Origin of the sequence: Streptomyces sp. YS415, assembly GCF_023544665.1 — a bacterium.
GTDB lineage: Bacteria > Actinomycetota > Actinomycetes > Streptomycetales > Streptomycetaceae > Streptomyces.
The window spans coordinates 228,545-247,891 of the sequence record NZ_JAMJFL010000007.1; the positions used below are offsets into that span (position 1 = coordinate 228,545).

17 protein-coding genes are annotated in these 19,347 nt (G+C 72.9%); 3 read left to right on the forward strand and 14 right to left on the reverse strand.

Annotated elements, in window-relative coordinates; translation table 11 throughout:
- Positions 1-111 precede the first annotated feature (111 nt).
- Entirely contained in the window at positions 112-1,137 is a 1,026-nt protein-coding gene (locus M8H82_RS11715; RefSeq protein WP_250072957.1) for a saccharopine dehydrogenase NADP-binding domain-containing protein, read from the reverse strand.
- 140 nt (positions 1,138-1,277) lie between these two features.
- On the opposite strand from M8H82_RS11715, the gene M8H82_RS11720 reads away from it, so the two are divergent.
- Positions 1,278-2,327 carry a glycerophosphodiester phosphodiesterase family protein gene (locus tag M8H82_RS11720; protein WP_250072958.1) on the forward strand — a complete coding sequence of 350 codons (1,050 nt, stop codon included), beginning with the start codon at positions 1,278-1,280 and terminating at the stop codon, positions 2,325-2,327.
- Positions 2,328-2,377: 50 nt separating this feature from the next.
- Here the strand turns inward: M8H82_RS11720 and M8H82_RS11725 are convergent, their stop codons facing one another.
- The 5 genes from M8H82_RS11725 to M8H82_RS11745 form a co-directional block, all read right to left on the reverse strand.
- Positions 2,378-3,118 (reverse strand): cupin, encoded by a 741-nt coding sequence (locus M8H82_RS11725; RefSeq protein ID WP_250072959.1) that lies wholly within the window; start codon positions 3,116-3,118, stop codon positions 2,378-2,380.
- Positions 3,112-4,023, reverse strand: coding sequence for a PmoA family protein (locus tag M8H82_RS11730; RefSeq protein WP_250072960.1), 912 nt, complete (start codon positions 4,021-4,023; stop codon positions 3,112-3,114). The genes M8H82_RS11725 and M8H82_RS11730 overlap by 7 nt, the downstream gene beginning before the upstream one ends.
- Positions 4,020-5,144 (reverse strand): Gfo/Idh/MocA family protein, encoded by a 1,125-nt coding sequence (locus M8H82_RS11735; protein ID WP_250072961.1) that lies wholly within the window; start codon positions 5,142-5,144, stop codon positions 4,020-4,022. Before M8H82_RS11735 ends, M8H82_RS11730 begins: the two co-directional genes overlap by 4 nt.
- Before the next feature lie 120 nt (positions 5,145-5,264).
- Entirely contained in the window at positions 5,265-6,476 is a 1,212-nt protein-coding gene (locus M8H82_RS11740) for a DegT/DnrJ/EryC1/StrS family aminotransferase (RefSeq protein ID WP_250072962.1), read from the reverse strand.
- A 97-nt stretch (positions 6,477-6,573) separates the two neighbouring features.
- Positions 6,574-7,698: a GNAT family N-acetyltransferase gene (locus tag M8H82_RS11745; RefSeq protein ID WP_250072963.1), complete on the reverse strand. Its 1,125-nt coding sequence runs from the start codon at positions 7,696-7,698 to the stop codon at positions 6,574-6,576.
- Between the two features lie 232 nt (positions 7,699-7,930).
- Between M8H82_RS11745 and M8H82_RS11750 the strand changes: the two genes are divergently transcribed.
- Positions 7,931-10,150, forward strand: a complete 2,220-nt coding sequence (locus tag M8H82_RS11750; protein WP_250072964.1) for an exo-alpha-sialidase — start codon at positions 7,931-7,933, stop codon at positions 10,148-10,150.
- A gap of 25 nt (positions 10,151-10,175) precedes the next feature.
- Here M8H82_RS11750 and M8H82_RS11755 read toward each other — a convergent pair whose 3' ends face one another.
- From M8H82_RS11755 to M8H82_RS11775, 5 genes are all read right to left on the reverse strand, one after another.
- Positions 10,176-10,958, reverse strand: a complete 783-nt coding sequence (locus tag M8H82_RS11755; protein ID WP_250072965.1) for a cyclase family protein — start codon at positions 10,956-10,958, stop codon at positions 10,176-10,178.
- A gap of 123 nt (positions 10,959-11,081) precedes the next feature.
- Positions 11,082-11,678 carry a TetR/AcrR family transcriptional regulator gene (locus M8H82_RS11760; RefSeq protein WP_250072975.1) on the reverse strand — a complete coding sequence of 199 codons (597 nt, stop codon included), beginning with the start codon at positions 11,676-11,678 and terminating at the stop codon, positions 11,082-11,084.
- Between the two features lie 29 nt (positions 11,679-11,707).
- Positions 11,708-13,765, reverse strand: a complete 2,058-nt coding sequence (locus tag M8H82_RS11765) for a discoidin domain-containing protein (protein ID WP_250072977.1) — start codon at positions 13,763-13,765, stop codon at positions 11,708-11,710.
- A gap of 147 nt (positions 13,766-13,912) precedes the next feature.
- Positions 13,913-14,371: a DUF6069 family protein gene (locus M8H82_RS11770; RefSeq protein ID WP_250072979.1), complete on the reverse strand. Its 459-nt coding sequence runs from the start codon at positions 14,369-14,371 to the stop codon at positions 13,913-13,915.
- Between the two features lie 146 nt (positions 14,372-14,517).
- On the reverse strand, positions 14,518-14,958 hold the full coding sequence (locus M8H82_RS11775) for a helix-turn-helix domain-containing protein (protein ID WP_250072983.1): 441 nt from the start codon (positions 14,956-14,958) through the stop codon (positions 14,518-14,520).
- Between the two features lie 71 nt (positions 14,959-15,029).
- Between M8H82_RS11775 and M8H82_RS11780 the strand changes: the two genes are divergently transcribed.
- Positions 15,030-15,875 (forward strand): class I SAM-dependent methyltransferase, encoded by an 846-nt coding sequence (locus M8H82_RS11780; RefSeq protein ID WP_250072986.1) that lies wholly within the window; start codon positions 15,030-15,032, stop codon positions 15,873-15,875.
- A 21-nt stretch (positions 15,876-15,896) separates the two neighbouring features.
- On the opposite strand, the gene M8H82_RS36615 is transcribed toward M8H82_RS11780, so the two are convergent.
- From M8H82_RS36615 to M8H82_RS11800, 3 genes are all read right to left on the reverse strand, one after another.
- The gene (locus M8H82_RS36615; RefSeq protein WP_308293248.1) at positions 15,897-16,469 is read right to left on the reverse strand and encodes an expansin EXLX1 family cellulose-binding protein; all 573 of its coding nucleotides are present in this window, start codon (positions 16,467-16,469) and stop codon (positions 15,897-15,899) included.
- 453 nt (positions 16,470-16,922) lie between these two features.
- Positions 16,923-17,969, reverse strand: coding sequence for a DUF5937 family protein (locus M8H82_RS11795; RefSeq protein ID WP_284048773.1), 1,047 nt, complete (start codon positions 17,967-17,969; stop codon positions 16,923-16,925).
- A gap of 28 nt (positions 17,970-17,997) precedes the next feature.
- Positions 17,998-19,188: a M20 family metallopeptidase gene (locus M8H82_RS11800; RefSeq protein WP_250072988.1), complete on the reverse strand. Its 1,191-nt coding sequence runs from the start codon at positions 19,186-19,188 to the stop codon at positions 17,998-18,000.
- Positions 19,189-19,347: the final 159 nt, after the last annotated feature.

Here is a 19,347-nt window from a genome sequence, read left to right on the forward strand (position 1 = left end):
GGCCGGGCAGGCGCTCCGGCCCCGTGCTGCCCCGGCCAGCCATTCGGCCGGACCGGCCCGGCCGGCACTCACGCGATGCACCGGACCGCCCGCCCGATCATCCGGTCCTGCTCACACCCGGACCCGTCGCAGCGTCACCACCCCGTCCCCGGCCAGCCGCTCGGGGAGGTCGGTCAGGGTGGGGAGTTGCTCGATGTGCCGTACGCCCGCGGGCAGTTGCCCGGTCAGCACCTCGCGGGTCACCTCGGCGGCGACCAGGCCCGTCACCCGGCTCTGCTCGCGCCCGGTGAGGGCGAACGCGGCATGCCGGTCGCCCCGGTGGGCGTCCGCACGCAGCGCGAACGCGTCCCCGCCGAGGTGTACGCGGCCGAAGGTGCCGGTCAGCGCGCGCCGCACCGGTGCCCGCTCCTCGCCCCGCAGCACTCCCGTCCGCCGCAGCGCGAAGAGCGCGGCGGTCAGCGCGCGGGAGTCCAGGCACAGCCGCGTCGTCGCCTCCGGCACGCCGAGCGTGCGGCGCAGCGTGTACTGGTCCGAGAAGGGGAACGGATACGCGGTGTGCGTGCCGTGGCCCGGCAGGAAGACCTTCCGGGGCCCGGCCGTCACCGGCTCGGCCAGCCCGTCGACGGTCCAGCGCACCGCGTCGGTGCCATGGCGCTCGCCGGAGCCCAGCAGCACCGTCAGATCGAGCCGCTCCGCGCCGCCGACCGCCCGGTGGGCGCGGTGGGCGAGCAGGTTGGTCAGACCGGGAGCCACCCCGACGCTCAGCACGGCCGTGGCCCCGGACGCGGCGGCCAGGGCGTCCGAGTCGGCGACGGCGTCGAGCAGGTGCCGGGAGGCGCCCACGTCGACCAGATGGATGCCCCGGTCCAGGCAGACCCGGGCGAGCGAGGCGTCCTCGGGTTCGACGCAGAGCACCACCGCCCGTACGTCACCGAGTTTGTCCAGCGCCCGCCGGAACCCCGTCAGGTCACCGACGTCCACCGCCACCCCGCCCAGCCGGCGTGCCCGGACCTCGTCCCGCCCGGCCGGCACCACCCGCCCGGGAAACCACTCCGCCAGCCGGGAGGCGACCGCGGCGCCGACGGCGCCGTAGCCTCCGATGACGAGAACCCGCCCCTGCGTATCTCCCGTAGTCATGGGCCTCAACGTAAGGCACCCTGGGTGCGCCGTGAGGCGTTCGCTCAGCGTTCACGGCTCCCTCACTCCGGGGCAGTCGCGCGCCTCCGCCCCCGGAATAGCGTCTCCTGGTCGCCCGAACCCACATGATCGAGGTTGCTATGTCCGCACGACATGTCCTCGCCGGCCTGGCGCTGGTGCCGGTGTTCACCGTCCCGGCGGCGGCGCACGAGCCCGGCGACCGGCACCGGCCGTCCTTCGACCTCCAGGCCCACCGCGGCGGACTCGGCATGACCACCGAGTCGTCGCTGGAGGGCTTCGCCAAGGCCTTGCGGCTGGGCGTGTCCACGCTGGAGCTGGACACCCAGGTCACCAAGGACGAGAAGGTCGTCGTCACCCACGACCGCCAGGTCAGCGCCACCAAGTGCCGGGACACCGCGCCCCTGGTGCCGGGCGACCCGATGTACCCGTATGTCGGCAAGTACATCAAGGATCTGACCCTCGCTCAGATCCGGACGATGAACTGCGGCTACCAGCAGCTGCCCGGCCACCCCGAGCAGGAGCGGATCGACGGCCTGCGGATGATCGAGCTGAAGGACGTCCTGAACCTGGTCAAGCGCTACAAGGCCCGGCAGGTCACCCTCAACGTCGAGACGAAGGTCGAGGCGGGCGCCCCCGAACAGACCGCGCCCCGCGAGCTGTTCGTGCGCCGGGTCTACGAGGAGATCCGCCGCTCCGGCATCGAGCGGCAGGTCACCGTCCAGTCCTTCGACTGGGGCGCGCTCAAGGCGATGCACAAGCTGGCGCCCAAGTGGCCGCTGGTGGCGCTCACCAACCACGACTTCCTCCAGGTCGGCAAGGACGGCGCCTCCCCGTGGCTCGGCGGGATCGACACCGACGACTACGACGGCGACTTCGTGAAGGCCGCCGACACCCTCCCCGGTGTCACCACCCTCTCCCCCAACTACGGCTTCCCGCAGAGCGGCAAGGTCGGCGACCCCGGCTTCCGCTTCTACGCCGACGCGGCGATGGTCGAGGCGGCGCACGACCGGGGCCTGAAGGTCGTCCCGTGGACCTGCGACGACCCGGCCACCGTGGAGGCGCTGATGGACGCCGGGGTCGACGGCATCATCACCAACTACCCCGACCGAGTGCGGGAGATCATGGAGGAGCGCGGCATGCGCCTGCCGAGGGCGTACCAGCCCCGCTGACGCCGGAAGGGCGGCGGGGGCAGGTCCGTTCGCCCCCGCCCGCGGTGCCCTTACGGGAGCGTCGCCCCCGGCAGCTCGTACTCGTCCCGCCTCCCGCACATACCGAACCCGCCGAGCCGGGTCGGCGAGGCCCGGTGCGCCGTCGCCTCGTTCAGGTAGGACGGCTCCCCCGCGGCCAGGGCGTCGAGCTGGGCGCCGGTGCGTTCCGCCGCGGCGAGTGCCCCCGCCTGCCACAGCTCGCGCCAGGCCGGCACCTTGTCGCGCACCAGCCGGGCGGCGGCGCGCTGGAACTCCAGATACGGGCCGTCGTCGCCCGCGGCAAGGGCCTCGCGCAAGGCGAGGTAGCCCTCGACGGCGAGGTCCCTGCGGCGCCGGGCGGCCTCGGCCGTGCCGACTCCCGTACCGGGTGGGAGCGTTGCCGCCGCCGCGTACCGCTCGGGGTCGGCGAGCACCTCGGGCGGGAAGGTGAACACCGCGTCCCCGGCCTCGGGCAGCCCGCTGTTCTGCATCAGCACGGTGACCCGCAGTTCCCCGCCCTGCACCGTGCGGTGCACGGTGCCCGGCGTGAACCAGGCGACCGAGCCGGGCTCCAGCGGGATGTCCCGGCAGCCGTCCGGGCTCAGGGTCTGCACGGCACCCCGGCCGCCGGTGACGACGTACGCCTCGGTGCACACCAGGTGCAGATGGGGGCTGCCGCCGCACACCCCGTCCGCCGCCTCCCAGTCGTAGGCGGTGAGGTGGGACAGGCCGATAGCGCCGGGCAGCGGACGCGGCAGTGCGGGCTTCACCACGGCAGGCCCGCCAGGTGCGCGGCCACGCGCTCGGCGTCCCAGGCGCCGTCGGCGATCACCACCCGGTAGCGGTAGGCGAAGGACTCGCCCGGCGGCAGGGCGAACTCCTCGAAGAACGCCCAGGAGAACGCGACCGTGGGGATGGGCTCGGAGCGCACGAACCAGTGGGACTCGTGGATGGCGTCGAGGTTCTCCGGGGCGTGCGCGAAGACGATCGTGGAGTGCGCGTCGACGTCGTCGTGCTCGGTGGTGAAGGCCAGCCACGGGCCCTGGGAGCCCATCGGCTTCCCGGCGCCGGCGCCGGGGGCGAAGACGGTGCCGCCGGTGAAGTCGCGCGGGCCGCGCCACTGGAGTCCGGTGTAGCCCGCCATCTCGCGTCCGGCGGTGGTCGGCGACCCGAAGCGCAGAGGGGCGTCCCGGATGTTGGTGAGGCGGATCGACCAGTCCAGGGCCCAGGCCCCGGCCTCTTGGTCGACGGAATGGACGGTGAGGCCGCGGGACTCGCGCGCCCACTCCTCGCCGCCGTTCTCCACCCAGGTCAGCTCCTCGGTGAAGGCGAGCCGGTCGTCGGTGACCGCGAACCCGGGGAAGCCGTCGTGGCGCATCGAGCCGACCCGCTCGGGCAGGCGCAGATATCCCTCGCCGTGGACATAGCTGTTGCCGCCCCAGAAGTTCTGCCCGGACAGATGGCTCGCGGTCATCTGCAGGCCCTTGTGCCAGCGGTGGTCGCTGGGCCGGTATCCGGTGACCGTACGGCCGGACAGCGTGCGCAGCGGGTGGGCGTAGGGCTTGCGGGACTCGAAGGCGTCGGGGTCGGGGCGGTAGACGTAGCGGAGGATCTCCGTGCCGTTCGCCGCCGCGACCGCGATGTGCTCGCCGTGCGTGTGGCTGACCCGGATGCTCATGCGCGCTCCTCGGGGGCCCAGTCGGGGTGGTTGCCGTGCATCGCCGCGTAGAAGGGATCACCCGGCGCGATCTCGCCGGAGCGGACCGGCAGGCCGGTGAACGCCGACTTGTACAGCGCGGCGGCGAATTCGAGTGTGGCCCGCGCCTCGGGACCGCTGCCCGGGGGCCGTACGCCCGCGTCGTACGCGTCGAGGAGGCCGCCGAGCTGGGCCGTGTGGGAGCTGGGGACGTCGGTGGCGGGGGCGCGCCAGGCGTCGGCGCGGCCGGCGGGGACATGCGGGGCCGGGGTGTAGACCCAGTCCTCGTTGCGGTGCCCGTACAGGTGGGTGAGCTCGACGGTGGCGTCCGCGCAGTCGACGCGGATGCGGCTCACCTCGTGCGGGGAGAGCACGCTGTTGACGACGGTGGCGAGGGCGCCGTTGGCGAAGCGGACCAGCGCGGTGGAGACGTCCTCGCTCTCGGTGTCGTGGGCCAGCCGTGCCGCCATCGCGCGGATCTCGTCCCACTCACCGAGCAGATGCAGCAGCAGGTCGTACTGGTGGATGCCGTGGCCCATGGTCGGCCCACCGCCTTCACTGACCCAACGGCCGCGCCAGGGCACCGCGTAGTACTGCGCGTCCCGGTGCCAGGTGGTCTGGCAGTGCGCGACCAGCGGGGCGCCCAGCTCGCCCCCGGCGATCAGCTCGCGGGCGTGCGCGGCCCCGGATCCGTAGCGGTGCTGGAAGATCACGGACGCGTACGCGCCGGACGCCTCCTCGGCCGCCGCGATCTCGTCGTACTCGGCGAGGGACAGCGTGAGCGGCTTCTCGCACAGCACCCAGGCGCCGGACTTGAGCGCGGCCACCGTCTGCTCGCGGTGCAGGGAGGGCGGGGTGCCGATGAGCACCAGGTCGGGTCGTTCGGCGTCCAGCATCGCGTCGACCGACGGGTATCCGGCGACCGCGCCGCCCGCGAGCTCCCGGAAGGCGGCGAGTCTGCCCGGGTCCACGTCGACGGCGGCGACCAGTTCCGTCCGGTCGGCGTGGGCGGTGAGGGCGGCCAGATGACTGCCGCTGACGATGGCACCGGTGCCGACGACGGCGACACGGCGGCGGACGGGGTTACCGGACGACACGGACATGCGGCGCTCCTCGAACGGCCGACGGACTGCCTGCAGAAAGCGCTTGCTCCCCGGGCAGACCCTAGGCGCCGAGACGTCACCGAACAACCCCTCCACGGACACTGCCGGGGGGGGCTCTTCTCAGGTCACAGCGGCCGTCGGCGCCTCCCGGACGGGTGGCCGCGCCGTCGCCACCCGCTCCCGGGTGAGGGCGCCGGTCATCCGGCGGGCCGTCAGCGGATCGGCGGGCAGGACGTGGGAGGCGAACCAGCGGGCCGCGGACGGGTCGGGGGACGGTTCGACGAACTCCGCGCCCGCGTAGTCGTCGAGTGGTGGGTCGTAGACGTAACCGCAGACCATGCCGTGGTCCACCAGGCGCTCCAGGAGGGCGTCGCGGCCCTGGACCAGGAGCGGGACGCGGAACAGCGGGAGGGGGCCGTCGGGGACCGCCCGCTCGCGCAGGGCGGGGGACGCCCAGGCGGTGCCCGCCAGCAGCGCGACGCCGGCCCGGCGCCGGGTGAGGTCGTCGTCCAGGTGGGCCATGCGCAGGGCGAGCTGTCCGCGCACCAGGGTGCCGTGGCGGACCCGGAAGGCGTGCAGGTCGACGCGGACCCAGGGTTCGTAGGCGGTCAGGCTGGGTGCGGAGAGCGCCGAGGCGGTCAGGCGCGGGGCGTGCAGGGCCATGCGGAACGCGTCGCGCTCCAGCAGCCCGAGCCGCTGCATCGTGCGCCAGACGGGGCGCACCAGGTGCAGGGTGCGGACGGACGAGCGGGCCAGGGGGCGCAGGGTCACCGTCAGGTCCTCGCGCAGTCGGCGCGGGGTGAGCAGGTCGTCGCGCAGCAGTTCCAGCTCGCGCCGGGTGCGCGCGTCCTCGACGGCGAGGAACCCTCCGGCCGTCGCGGCCACGTGCTTGGAGAGGCTGAAGGCGGCCGCGGTCCCGAAGGTGCCGACCGGCCGGCCGTCCACATGGGTGCCGATGGCGTGGGCCGCGTCCTCGATCAGCGGGATGCCCAGCTGATCGCAGCGGCGGCGCAGTTGCACCACCCGGTCGGGGATGCCGTAGAGGTTGGTGGTCAGGACGGCGTCGATGCCGCGCCAGGTGGCCTCCGGTACGGCGGCCGGGTCGATGTTGCCGTCCCACACGGAGACGGGGGCCTGCACCGGGCGGCAGCCCGCTGCGAGGACCACGAAGAGGATCACGTCGTCGTTCACCGGCGACATCAGCACCCGGGCGCCGGGCCGGCACCAGCGCCGCAGCGCCAGATAGAGGGCCAGCCGCGCCGAGGGGGTGTAGACGCATGCGCGGCCCAGCCGCCGCGTCATCGTCGCGGCGAGCCGCGATCCGTACGGCATCGTCACTTCTTCCGTCGAAGGGAGGGACGGGGGCGGCGCACATCCGCGCGCGCCGGTCGGGGCCGTGAGCCCGGCGGGCCGTCGTGCAGGGGCCGGTTCAGGGCGTGCGCGGGGCCGTGCGGCGGGAGGACCGCAGCGCGCCGACCGTCTTCAGCAGCCGGTCGGCGGGCTCTCGCAGGCCGGGGTGGGCGAGGACGGTGTTGCGCAGTCCGCGCACGGGCCTGCGCCACATCCGGTGCGCCGCCGCCACGGGATGCGGCCGGGTCGCGAAGCCCTCGCCCACCCGCAGCTCGCGCGTCTTGAGCCAGTCCTTGTACTCCTTGTCGCCCCGCCCGAGGTCGATCAGCCGCACCCCGTGCCGGGCCGCCGCCTCCGCGGTGCGCAGATGCATCATCAGCCCCGGCGAGTAGTAGTGGAGCTCGGGGTCGTAGGCGGTGAACCAGGCCGCGAGCACGGTCCGCGACCTGGGCCCGAAGTGCGCGGCGACGGGACGCTCACCGGCGTAGAGGACGGAGAGCACGCCGGCGCAGTGCTCCTCGCGCAGCCGGAACAGATGGTCCACGAGATCGACGATCCAGGGCCGGGCGAACCGGTCCATGCGCCCCGTCCTGCGGTACTGGGCGGACTTCCACTCCATGAGGCGGCGCAGCACCTGCGGGTCCCGCTCGTCGAAGACGAACCGCACCTCGCCGAGGTCGCGCCCGAGCCGGCGTTCCTTCTTCAGCGTCGTCTTTGCCTGGCCCGGGTAGGTGGCCCGCAGCCACTGCGCGTAGTCCCCGTCGCCCGGCTCCAGGTCGATCACCGGCGAGGCGAACATGCCGGTGACGTACCGGCCGAACGGCTTCTGCTCCTCGACGAGATGGTCGAACTCGAAGCTGGCGAGCCCGCAGCCGCGCAGCAGTTCCTCGGTGTCCCAGACGATCCCGGGCCGGTGCACGAGGGCTTGCCGGTCGGACAGGCCGAGTCCGATCGCCTTTCCGACGCCCAGGAAATTGCGTTCGTACGGCAGGAAGCCGACGGGCTCGCCGTGTTCGTGCAGGACGCCGATCTCGACCCCGCCCCGGTGGGCGCCGACCCCGAGGGCGAACTCCGGGGACAGGAACGGGTTGGCGTACTCGGGCGACTCGTCCATCGCCCGGTGCCAGGCGGCGCGCAGCGGCTCGCTCAGCTCGCGCGGTCCGTGGACGGTGATCTCCGTATCGGTGCTGCTCATGGATCGCATGGGCGACCGCTCCCCCCAGTTCCCCCGGTGCCGCGCGGTACGCGCCGTCCGGGATCAAACGTGGCGAAACCGCACCGACCCTGTCAAGGGTGGCGGTCGCAAAGGAACGGCATGTTTCGGATGGCTCGCGACCTCCTGCCCCACGACTGGCCGAACGGCACCCTTCTGCTCAACTCGCCGCTCCCGTACCGTCGTTGTCGCTTGTCGCGGCCATGACTACAAAGGGGTTCTCATGGGCAGAGGTCTGCTGTCGCTGATGCTGGCCGCGGTAACCGGGGCCGCCCTGCTCGGGGCGCCGGCGTCCGCGGCGCCACCACCGCCGCCGACCGATGTGTACCGGCCGGTCCGGGGCCCTGCGGCACCCGCGGAGTACCGCTATCTGCAGAAGACCCTGCCCGGGCAGCCGATCCCCCGCCACGCCCATGACCTCGCCGCGGCCCAGGCCCGTCAACTGCCCGTGGTGGGCGGGCGCTGGAAGAGCGTGGGGCCGACCGACATCGGCGGCCGGATCGTCTCCCTCGCCCTCGACCCCCGGCGCGCCGACACCCTGTACGCGGCGGCCGCGAGCGGCGGCCTGTGGCGCAGCACCGACGCCGGGCAGACCTTCCACTCGGTGTGGCCGGACAGCTGGACCCAGGCCATGGGCGCGGTGACGACCGCCCCCGACGGCACCCTCTACGTGGGCACCGGCGAGCCCAACCCCGGTGGCGGCAGCATCACCTACGAGGGGACCGGGCTGTACCGCAGCAAGGACGGCGGCCGCAGCTGGCAGTCGCTCGGCCTGCGCGACTCCGGCGCGATCAGCGCCATCACCGTCGACCCGGCCGACCCGCGCCGCATCTACGTCGCCGCGGCGGGCTCGCTCTACAACGGCGGCGGCGACCGGGGCGTCTACCGCACCGAGGACGGGGGCGCGACCTGGCAGCGGATCCTCGCGGGCGCGAACGAGTTCACCGGCGCCACCGAGATCGTCAAGGACGGCAACCGCCTCTACGCCGTCCTGTGGGACCACCGCCGCCGCCCCGACCTGCGGACCTACGGCGGTGTCGGCTCAGGCGTCTTCCGCAGTGACGACGACGGCGCGACCTGGCGGCGGCTCGGCGGCGGACTGCCCGCCGCGGGACCGGACGTGGGACGCATCGGCCTCGCCGTGGCCGGGGACCGCCTCTACGCGATCGTCAACAAGGCGAGCGGCCCCTTCGAGGGCTTCTACGCCTCCTCCGACGGCGGCGACAGCTGGAACCGCGCACCGGACAACACCGATCTGGCCAACTCCCAGTCCAGCTTCGGCTGGTGGTTCGGCAAGGTGTGGATCGACCCCCGGAACACCGAGCACGTCCATGTGGCGGGGGTCGCCCTGCTCACCACGAAGGACGGCGGCGCCACCTGGACCGCGGACGGCACCAGCATCCATGTCGACCACCACGCCATGGTGTGGGACCCGCGCCGGCCGGGCCGCGTCTACCTCGGCAACGACGGCGGCGTCTACCGCTCGGACTCCGACGGCGACGGCGGCTGGGTCAAGGCCCGGCACGAGCCGTACACCCAGCTCTACAGCGCCGCGATCAGCCCGCAGGACGTCACCCGGATCTCCGGCGGCTCCCAGGACAACGGCTCCCTGCGCTCGTGGGGCGGGGACGGCTTCAACGAGTACCTCGGCGGCGACGGCGAGGAGAACCTGATCGACCCGACCGACGTGAACACGGTGTACGCCTGCTACCAGTACGGCAACTGCTTCCGCTCCACCGACGGCGGCGACACCCTCACGTACTTCTCCGACGGCACGACGTTCAAGCGCCGCAACTGGTTCACCCCGGTCGTCCTCGACCCGCGCAATCCGAAGATCCTCTACTACGGCGCCGAGGTGCTCAACCGCTCCACGGACGGCGGCGTGACCTGGCAGCCCATCAGCCCGGATCTGACCGGCGGACCGGGCGCGGACCCGATCTACACCAACTTCGGGACCATCACGTCGATCGCGCCCGCCTCCGACGGCCGCACGGTGTACGTCGGCACGGACGACGGCCGGGTGTGGGTCACCAAGGACCTCGGGGCGACCTGGACCAAGCTCGCGGAGGGCCGGCCCTGGGTGACCCGGGTGGTCGTCGATCCGCGCGACCCCGACCGGGTGTGGACGACCCACTCCGGCTACCGCTCCGGCTCACCGCTCCCCCACGTCCACGCCAGCACCGACGGCGGGGCGACCTGGCGGAACCTGTCCGGCAACCTCCCCGCGGCCCCCGTCAACGACCTCGTCGTCGCCAAGGGGGGCGCCCTGTACATCGGCACCGACCAGGGCGTGTTCGCGAGCTTCAAGGGCGGCGGGCACTGGATGCGGCTGGGACGCGGCATGCCCGCCGTGCCGGTGGACGACATCGAGTACGACCCGGGGCACCGGCGGCTGGTGGCGGCGACCTTCGGGCGGGGCTTCTACGAGCTGAAGGTGAACTGAACCGGCAGGGCGTACGGCCTTTCCATCAGTGCTCCACCAGGGCCAGCACCCGGGCGGGAGAGCCGGAACCGGTGACGATGGGCAGCGGTCCGGCGATCAGGACGCAGCCCGTCGGCGGCAGCAGCGCCAGGTTCTGCAACTGGGTCAGGCCGTACTTGTCGTTGCCCATGAGGTAGGAGTGGCAGGGAAAGGCCGGTTCGAGGGCGTGTGCGCGTCCGGCGTCCGTGCCGACCGTCTCCACGCCCAGTCCGATCACCGGCGACTCCTCGGCGACCCAGCGTGCGCACTCCGGCGACAGGCCCGGTGTGTGCGGGCCGTTGTCGTCGGCGTTCAGGAACTCCTCCTGCGACTGCGCACGGGCGTCCCAGCCGGTGCGCAACAGCAGCCAGCCGCCGTCGGGCAGGGGGCCGTGCTCCGCCTCCCACGCCTTCACATGGTCCACGTCCAGGAGGAAGTCCGGATCGCGCTCCGCCTCCGCGGTGAAGTCCAGCACCGCGGCGGGCGCGACCAGCCGGCCCGCCGGTACGGATGCCACGTCGGCGAGATGCTTGCCTGTCACCCAGTGGTTGGGGGCGTCGAAGTGGGTTCCGGTGTGTTCGCCGGTACGGAAGTTGTTCCAGTACCAGGCCGGTCCGCGGCCGTCGTACCGGCTGATCTCCTGCAGCTCGAAGGCCGCCGTCTGCCCGAACTCGGACGGCAGCTGGATCAGCGGGGTCGCCGCCGACAGCGGCGCGGTGAGGTCGACGACGTCGATCGCGCCCTCCCGCAGGGCGGACACCAGCGAGGCGAGGACGGACGGTTCGCGCATGGGGGCCTCCGGACGGTAGGCGGACTTCCCAGCATGGATCGTTCCCGGGTCGTGCACCATGCGGCGGAAACGATCGGCCGGAAGGGACCGGTCAACCGGGGCCGTTCGGGCGTCACCGGCCGGTCATGACCCGTCCACGAGTCCGGCGATGTGCGCGGTGACCGTGTCCAGGACGCCGACCCAGGATTCCTCGTCGCCCAGCACGAGGTAGTTGAGGGTCAGTCCGTCCGTCATCGCGGCCAGATAGCGGGCCAGCACCGGAACGGGCACCCGCAGCCGGAGGTCCATGGTCCGGCTCAGCTGCTCGATGAGGTCGGCGTAGGTGTCGCGGTACAGCTCGTGCTGGCGCCGGGCCAGATGCTCGAACCCCGGGCGGCGCAGGGCGTACTGGGTGAGTTCGTAGGTGAGCATGTGCTCGTCGGGGTGGGTGCGGACGTGGTCCCAGTACGCCTGGAGTGCGGCCCGGACGGTCTCCTGGAGGGTGGACCTGGGGACCAGGGCCTGCCGCACCAGCGTCACGTAGTGGTCGGTGATGGTCGTGATGACGGACTCCACCAGGGCCTGCTTGGAGTCGAAGCAGTAGTGGAAGACGCTGAGGGACACGCCTGCCTCGGCGGCGATGGACCGGGTCGTCGTCCGTGCGACGCCGTCCCGGGCCATCGCCCTGATCGCCGCTTCCGTCAGCTGCAGGCGCCGTTCCGCGGACGGCATGCGTGCCATGTGCGTGTCCCTCGTGCTCGTACCGGCGCTCAGTCGCTGTGGACGCTCACCTCGTGCAGTGAGTACCCCCATTGCGTGCCGCGTTCCAGACCGAGGACGCGTACGTAGCGGGCGGGGGTGCCGGTGAACCGGGCGGTGTCCAGGCCGCCGTCGCCGGCGGTGGTGGACCAGGCGGTCCGCCAGCTCTGCCCGTCGGTGGAGAGGTCGACCCGGTACGACTTGCCGTAGGCGCGCTCCCAGTCGAGGGTGACCCGGCCGACGCGGTGGGTGGCGCCCAGGTCGATCCGCAGCCACTGGTCGTCGCTCCAGTCGCTGGCCCAGCGGGTGCCCCGGTCCCCGTCGGCGGCCCGGCCGGGCGCATAGCTGGTGAACAGGTTCCACTCCGCCGAACTGGCCGCCGCGGGAGCGTGGTCGGCGAGGTTCACCGCGGAGCGGTGGCTCTCGGATGCGCCCCAGGTGTCGAGGTAGGACTCGGCGCCCCGGAAGAGGTCGTCCACCACCTCCTGGCCGCCGACCCTGCGGATGTCCTCGATCCAGTCGGGGACGAGGCCGTAGTGGGCGGCGCCGTCGGTGTTCAGGTCCCAGGTGCGCTGTCCGGTGGTCTGCCTGTCGATCACGGAGCCGCCGTCGACGCTCGTGAAGGGGTACGCGACCTTGTTCGGGGCGTCCGCTCCGCGCGGTGCCGGCCAGCCGCCGACGCCGTTCATGTCGGTGCCGTAGGCGTAGCCCACGCCGTACTTGTCGCGCAGTGCCTCGGTGCGCTCCGCCTCGGCGATGAAGCCCTCGGAGCCGTGCATGTACTGGCCGATGAAGCCGCCGAGGCCGTAGACCCGCTCGGTCCAGTCCATGTCCATCCAGCTGTGCGAGGAGAGCACGCCGGGGTAGGACTCGGCCTCGAAGATGTCGAGCACCCGGCCGGTGGCCTTGACGCTCATGTGGTCGATCTCCAGCATCATGCCGCGGTTCATCATGCCCCGCACCGCGTACTCACCGAGGTCGCTGAGCCCGCGCACGTTGCACTGCGCGCCGCTGGCGTACGAGGGCACGTCGACGCCCGCCGGGAGCTTCGCCTCGGCCTCGGCGGCCGTGGCGTTGCCGATGGGGTTGTCGCGCTGGGGGCCGGTGCACTGCTCGGTCTTCCAGAAGGTGCCGGTCGACAGGAACTGGCCGACGTTGATGGCGGTGCCGAGCGTGCCGGAGTCGAAGCGGACGCCGCACAGCGCGTTGTCGAACTTGTGGCACAGGAACATGCTGCGCACGCCCAGGTCGTACAGCTCGTCCAGGCCCTTGTCGATGTCGGCCCTGCTGCACTGCGGGATGTCCAGGATCTGCTTGCAGCCGAAGGGCTCGGAGGTCTCGACGCCGAGGACGACCGCCAGCTTGCCCTGCTCGATGACCTGGCGGGCCTGGGCGCTGTCGGTGACGATCCGGAACCAGCCCTTGCCGGTGCCGCCGTACATCTTGTCGATGTAGGCCTGGAGGTCGTAACTCAGCTTCGCCTGAAGGCGGATCGACGTCATCTCGTCGCAGGAGCGGTCCTTGAAGAAGTAGACCGAGCAGATCACGCCGTTGGTGACGAGGTCGTTGACGAGGACCCGCTGGCCGCCGCGCCAGGCACGCTCCACCCAGGCGTAGTAGTTCTGCTGGTGGGTGAGCGAGTCATGGGCGGGCCAGTCCTTGAAGGTGGGCCAGCCGACCGGGTCGTGCCTGCCGTCGCCGCCGTTGGTGATGAAGTCGAAGACGGCGAGGGAGCCGTCTGGGTAGTGCTCGGGGCAGTCTTTGAGGGCGTCGGCGATCCCGGCCTCGGAGAAGGTCTTGCCGCAGATGAGCCGGCCGCCGAACGCCTCGTTGGAGAAGAGGTGGTTGTGCACGTCGGCGAAGCCGCGCACCTCGCCCTGCGCGTTGGTGCCGGTGAACGGCTCGCCGGTGACGTTGATCTGAGAGTCCGGCGTCGGCCGCGCCGTCGGCTGCCACCAGTCGGTCCCGGCCGCCGAGCTCGGCGCGGGGCCGAGCAGCAGGGCCAGGACCAGCAGGAGCAGCGACGCGACCGTGACGTCCTTGCGTCGGCGGTACGGGAGTCGAGCCATGGACCCACCCTCCTGGAACGGCATGACGACATTGTCATGACCAGTCCAATACGTGGGTCGAGGATGACGACTGGGTCACTTCGAGTCAAGGGTCCGGGACAACTGACCTGATGGCGCGTCACGGAGGGCAGCTCCGGGCCGTACGGCTCACCGCTGCTGCTGGGAGAGCCGGCGCGCCAGCAGGGGGATGATCACTGCCGCGGCGACCAGATGGGACACGGCCAGCACGATCTGCGTGGAGGTGGCCGTGTGCGGGGCGACGGCCGGGCCGACCAGCGACAGCGCGGTGAGCGCGACGGTGGTGACCGTGAAGACGCGGGCGGGCCGCCGGGCGAAGCGGGCGAGCATGACGGCGAGGACGATGCCGGCGACCGACCAGAACAGCACGCCGCCCGCGAAGCCGCCCACCGGGATCTCCGCCGCCTTCTCGGCTCCCGGACTGGCCGCGTCCATCGGGACCCCGGCCGCCCGCGCGCCGAGCGCGAAGGCTTCGGTCACGACGGCGCCGGCGACGGTGGCCACGATGCCGACGAGCCATACGGGGCGCTGGGCGAGGGAGGAGTCGAGGGTGCTCCGGGTCCGGGTCTGGGGCGTGGTCACGCTCATGGCACGGTCTCCTGTTCGGGGTTCGGGCTCGGGATGCCTTTCATGGGGTTAGACCGTGCCGGGGCCCGGAACTGAGCGGTGTCCGGGGAAAGTTCGGGTCGCGAATTCAATCCCCCCGCGCTTCCGCCGCGACCTGCCTGCCTTCCTCACCGACGCGCACGAGCGACGCGGCGCGCCGCGGCAGACGGCAGCGGTCCACCGGTTCCGGCCGCCCGCAGGAGGCGGCGGAAGGTGGGGCACTGCAGATGGCTGGGTGCGGGACAGGCCGCGGCGTGCCGGAGGGAGTCGCGCAGGACGCCGAGTTCGCGAATCCTCGCCTCCAGTTCGTCCGCCTTCGCCGCGAGCAGCCGCCGGTCGATGTCCGGCGTCCCGTCGGGGGCGAACATCCGGGCGATCTCGTCGAGGGAGAACCCGGCGGTGCGGCCCAGCACGATCAGCGCCAGGCGCTCCAGCACGCCGGGGTCGTACTGGCGGCGCAGGCCCCGCCTGCCGGTGGAGGCGATCAGCCCCTTCTCCTCGTAGTACCGCAGGGTCGAGGCGGGCAGTCCGGCGCGGCGCGCCACCTCGGCGATGTCCAGATCCGTCATCCTCTTGACCTCAAGTCGGCTTGAAGTAGCAAGCTGTCATCTCCGCCCGGTGACGGCAAGCAGGGGAGACGATGAGGAACGTGACACACAGCACCGATGACGACCAGGCAGCCCGTTGGAACCGAGCGGGCCATGTCTGGGTCGAGGAACAGGCGTTGCTGGACGAGATGCTCCGGCCCCTGCAGGAGGTCCTCGTGGAGGCGGTGCCCGCCGGGCACGCCGGCCGGGTCCTCGATGTCGGCTGCGGCACCGGCAGTACGACGGTGGCGGTGGCCCGGCGCCTGGGCCCGGCGGGCAGCTGCGTCGGCATCGACATCTCGGAACCGATGGTCACCGCAGCACAGGAACGTGCCGCGAGGGAGGGCGCCCCGGCGTCGTTCATCCTGGCCGACGCGCAGGAGTACGCCTTCGTACCCGCGGCCTTCGACACCGTCGTCTCGCGCTTCGGCGTGATGTTCTTCAACGACTCGGTCCGCGCCTTCGCCAATCTCCGGCGCGCGGCCGAGGACGGCGCCGCACTGCGGTTCGTCGCCTGGCGCGGCGCCGAGGACAACCCGTTCATGACGACGGCCGAACGGGCCGCCGCACCCGTGCTCCCCGACCTCCCCGCCCGCCGCCCGGACGGGCCGGGACAGTTCGCCTTCGCGGACCCGGACAAGGTCCGGCACCTGCTCAGCGCAAGCGGGTGGGCCGAGATCGACATCCGGCCGGTCGACGTCACCTGCGTCCTGCCCACCGCGGACCTGGTGCGCTACTTCACCCGGCTCGGCCCGCTCGGCCTGATCCTGCCCGACGTGGACGAGCCGACCCGGACCCGGCTCGTCGAGACGGTCCGTCCCGCCTTCGACAGGTATGTGCAGGGCGAGGAGGTCCGCTTCACCGCCGCTTGTTGGTCGGTCGGCGCTCGGGCGGCATAGGCGCGGCCGTGCGCGGCGTCCTCAGTGCCGGGCGAACTGCACCCGGGTCGGCTGCACGGCGTCCGGCCGGATCCCGATTCCCTGGATGGTGAGCCGTTCCCCGTGGATGTCGGTCACCCGGATGGCGCCGCCGCACCCGCCCCCGTCCTCGGCGAGGAAGTAGTTGTACTCGGCGCGCGGCAGCGGACGCCATCCGCTGCCGGTGCCGACTTCCAGCCGGGCCACCGGATTGCGGTGGCCGATCACCTGGATGCCGCACCAGTGACGGCTGGACCCGGTCTTGTACCGGACGGCCAGCGCGCCGGCGTCGCTGGGGCTCGCCAGCTCCCACGTGATGGGGATCTGTCCGGCGGAGGGCGTGGCGAGTGCGGCGAAGGCCTCGGCGCTGAGGTCGAGGTGGCCGGGTGCGCACTCCGGGCATTCGTTGGTGACGCGCACCGTGACGGACCGCCCGTCGGCGGCGCGGACCGTCACGTACGCCCCGCACGCCTTGGCGGTCTCGTAGTCGGTGTGGTTCATCGCCGCCGTCATGACGTCGTCGCTCGCGTCGTACATGCAGGCGCCCGTACCGTCGGAGTCGTAGAAGGTGGCCATTCCCCGATAGCTGACGCCGGGCCGGATGCGCCCGGCCAAAGCGGCGCTGGAGGAGGGCACTTGAGAGGTGCGGCCGGCCGACGGTTTCGGCGGGGCGGAGGTCGCGGAGGCGGAGGGCTTGCGGGAGGCGGACGGCTTGGCCGAGGAGTCGGTCGTACGGGGTGCGGGGGCCCGTGTGGTGGCCGGGGCGTTCGCCGGTGAACTGGTGACGGCGGGGCCGCGGCGGGGCGTTCGGCCTCGGCCTTGCCGTCGGAGAGCAGCACCACGGTCAGGGACGCCACGATGAGCGCCGTGGCCGCCGCGATCCACAGCAACCGGTTGCGCACCGGGCCTCCTTGACGGCCGACGTCCATGGCCTCGAGTGACAGGAGCAGCGATCGTGCCAGACCCGGAAGGACGCCGACAAGGCCCGTCTCGCGGGGCGGGCGCCGTGCCGGGGCAGCCGTCGCTCCTTCAGTACTGGAGGGCGGTCACCACGTCCCGGCCGATGCGTTCCACCGCGGCGGTGTCCAGGCCGTAGTGGACGTACCGGCCGTTTCGCTCCATGCGGACGAGGCCGAGGTCGCGCAGGGCGCGCAGGTGGCGGGAGACCTGGGGGCGGGTCATCGCGAGCCGGTCGGCGAGGTCGGCCGTGGTCATGGCCTGGCGGGCGATGAGGCGGCACAGGCGGACGCGGCGCGGATCGGTGAGCGCCAGCATGCGGCTGCGGGCGAGGGTGACGCCTATCTGCGGGGCGTCGACCGGGAAGTGGACGACCGGCGGCAGCCCCGGTTCGTCCTTCACCAGCAGGTGCGGGGCGCCGTAACGGGTGGGGATGAGCAGGACCGGTGTGCGGACCGGGTTGATCACCGCGTGGTGCACCTTGTCGAAGACGACCCGCGCGGGTCCGGCCGGGCGTGCGCTGGAGGGGCTGAGCGAGAGCAGGGCGGCCTCCGCTCCCTCGTCCGCGAGCCGCTGCCGGACCAGGTGCGCGGCCCGGGCGAGCGCGGGCTCGGTCGCCGTCCACAGGTCGGTGAAGTAGACGCGGCGGCACAGGGCGAGGAAGGCGAGGATGTCGCCGCGCAGCCGCTCCGGGTCGCGCAGCAGGTCCTCGGCGAGGGCCGGGTGCGGTGCGGGCAGACCGGAGGCCGCCCGGCGCAGCGCACCGGCCTGTGCCGGATCGTGCAGCAGCCGGGCGAAGTCGAAGCCCCGGTAACCGCTGACGCAGGTCTGGGCGGTGAGTTCGGCGAACCGGTCCGTCGGCAGGGTCGCGAGCGGCGCGGCCAGCCCCGGGTAGAACCCGCGCCAGCGCAGCGCCGTCCACAGCGGGGCGAAGCGGCGCAAGCCGGCCCGGAAGGCGGGAGGCGCGGCGCGGGTGATCCCCTCGGCCCAGGGTGCGTGTTCGGCGTGGTGGGCGTGCTCGGTCAGGACGTGCAGGCTGGCGGCGAGTTCCGCGAGCGGGGACACGGCGACGGTGAAGCGGCCGGGGCCGGCCCCTTCCAGGACGATCACGACCGGCATGGCGGGAAGTGTAGGCGGGGGGTACGGCTCACGTCAGGGCCCCGGCGAACTCCGCCCGTGCCGCCGCCAACAGGGCGCTGTCGAGCAGGAGTTCGGTGACCACGCGGGCCAGTCCGATCGCCGCGAGCTCGGTGCGGTCGTGGGCGAGCAGGCTCGCCGCCGCCACCCGCATCGCCTCCGAGTGCGCGGGCGTACCCGGGTCGGCGATCTGGATGTACGGGTGGATGACCGGCAGGAGGTGGGAGAGGTTGCCGATGTCGGAGGAGCCGGCCGGGGTGTCGGCGGCGCCGGGTCCGATGTCCAGGCCCAGTTCGCGCACCGCCCACCCGAACCGCTCGGCGAGCACCGCGCTGTCGCGGCGCTCCGCGTACAGCGGCCCGGTCTCGGACACCGCCCCGGTCGTCCCGGTGGCGAGCGCCGCGCCCTCCGCGGCGGCGCGGACCCGCTCGACCAGCGCTTCGGTGGCCGCGGTCGTGCGGTCCCTGACGTACAACTCGACGGCGGCGTGGGCCGGTACGACGTTCGGGGCCTGTCCGCCGTCCGTGACGACGCCGTGCAGCCGCGCGGTGGGCCGGACGAACTGCCGCAGGGAATCGACGGCGTTGAGGAAGAGCTGCGCGGCGGCCAGCGCGCTGCGCCCCTCCCAGGGCGACCTGGCGGCGTGGGCGCTGACGCCGGTGAAGTCGATCCGCAGATGCGCGGCGGCCAGCGCGTGCTGAGTCGTCACGGACCGGTCGGCAGGGTGGAACATCAGCGCCGCGTCCACCCCCTCGAACACCCCGGCCTCGGCAAGCCGTACCTTCCCGGCGCCGCCCATCTCCTCACCGGGGGTGCCGATGACGGCGACGGTTCCTGGGTGCGCGGGCAGGGCCCGTACGGCGGCCACGGCAGCGGCCACGGCACCGGCCGCGATGAGGTTGTGCCCACAGCCGTGTCCGACACCGGGCAGGGCGTCGTACTCGGCGAGCACGGCGACGCGGGGCCCCGGCCGTCCGCTCCCGTGCACCGCGACGAACGCGGTGTCCAGGCCTCCCGCACCGGCGGTCACCGTGAACCCGGCCTCCGAGAGCCAGCGCGTCAGCACCTGGCGGGCATGGAACTCGGCGAACTTCAGCTCGGGCCGGGCATGGATGGCCCGACTCACGGCCTCCATCCGGGGCCGCAGAACGGCGAGTTCGGCGGCGAGGGCGGTCAGCGGGGGTGGCTGGATGGCGGGCATGGGGGCCTCCGTCGTACGCGGTGAGGGGCGGCGGGGTGAACCGCCGTTTCGTAGGCAGCGTGCGCCCAAGTCCCCGTCACCGGGCCGGGATTACCGCGGCTCAGGTAACCCGGGGCGGGCGACGGGGCTCTGCGATCCGTGGACGACGGCTCGATCACC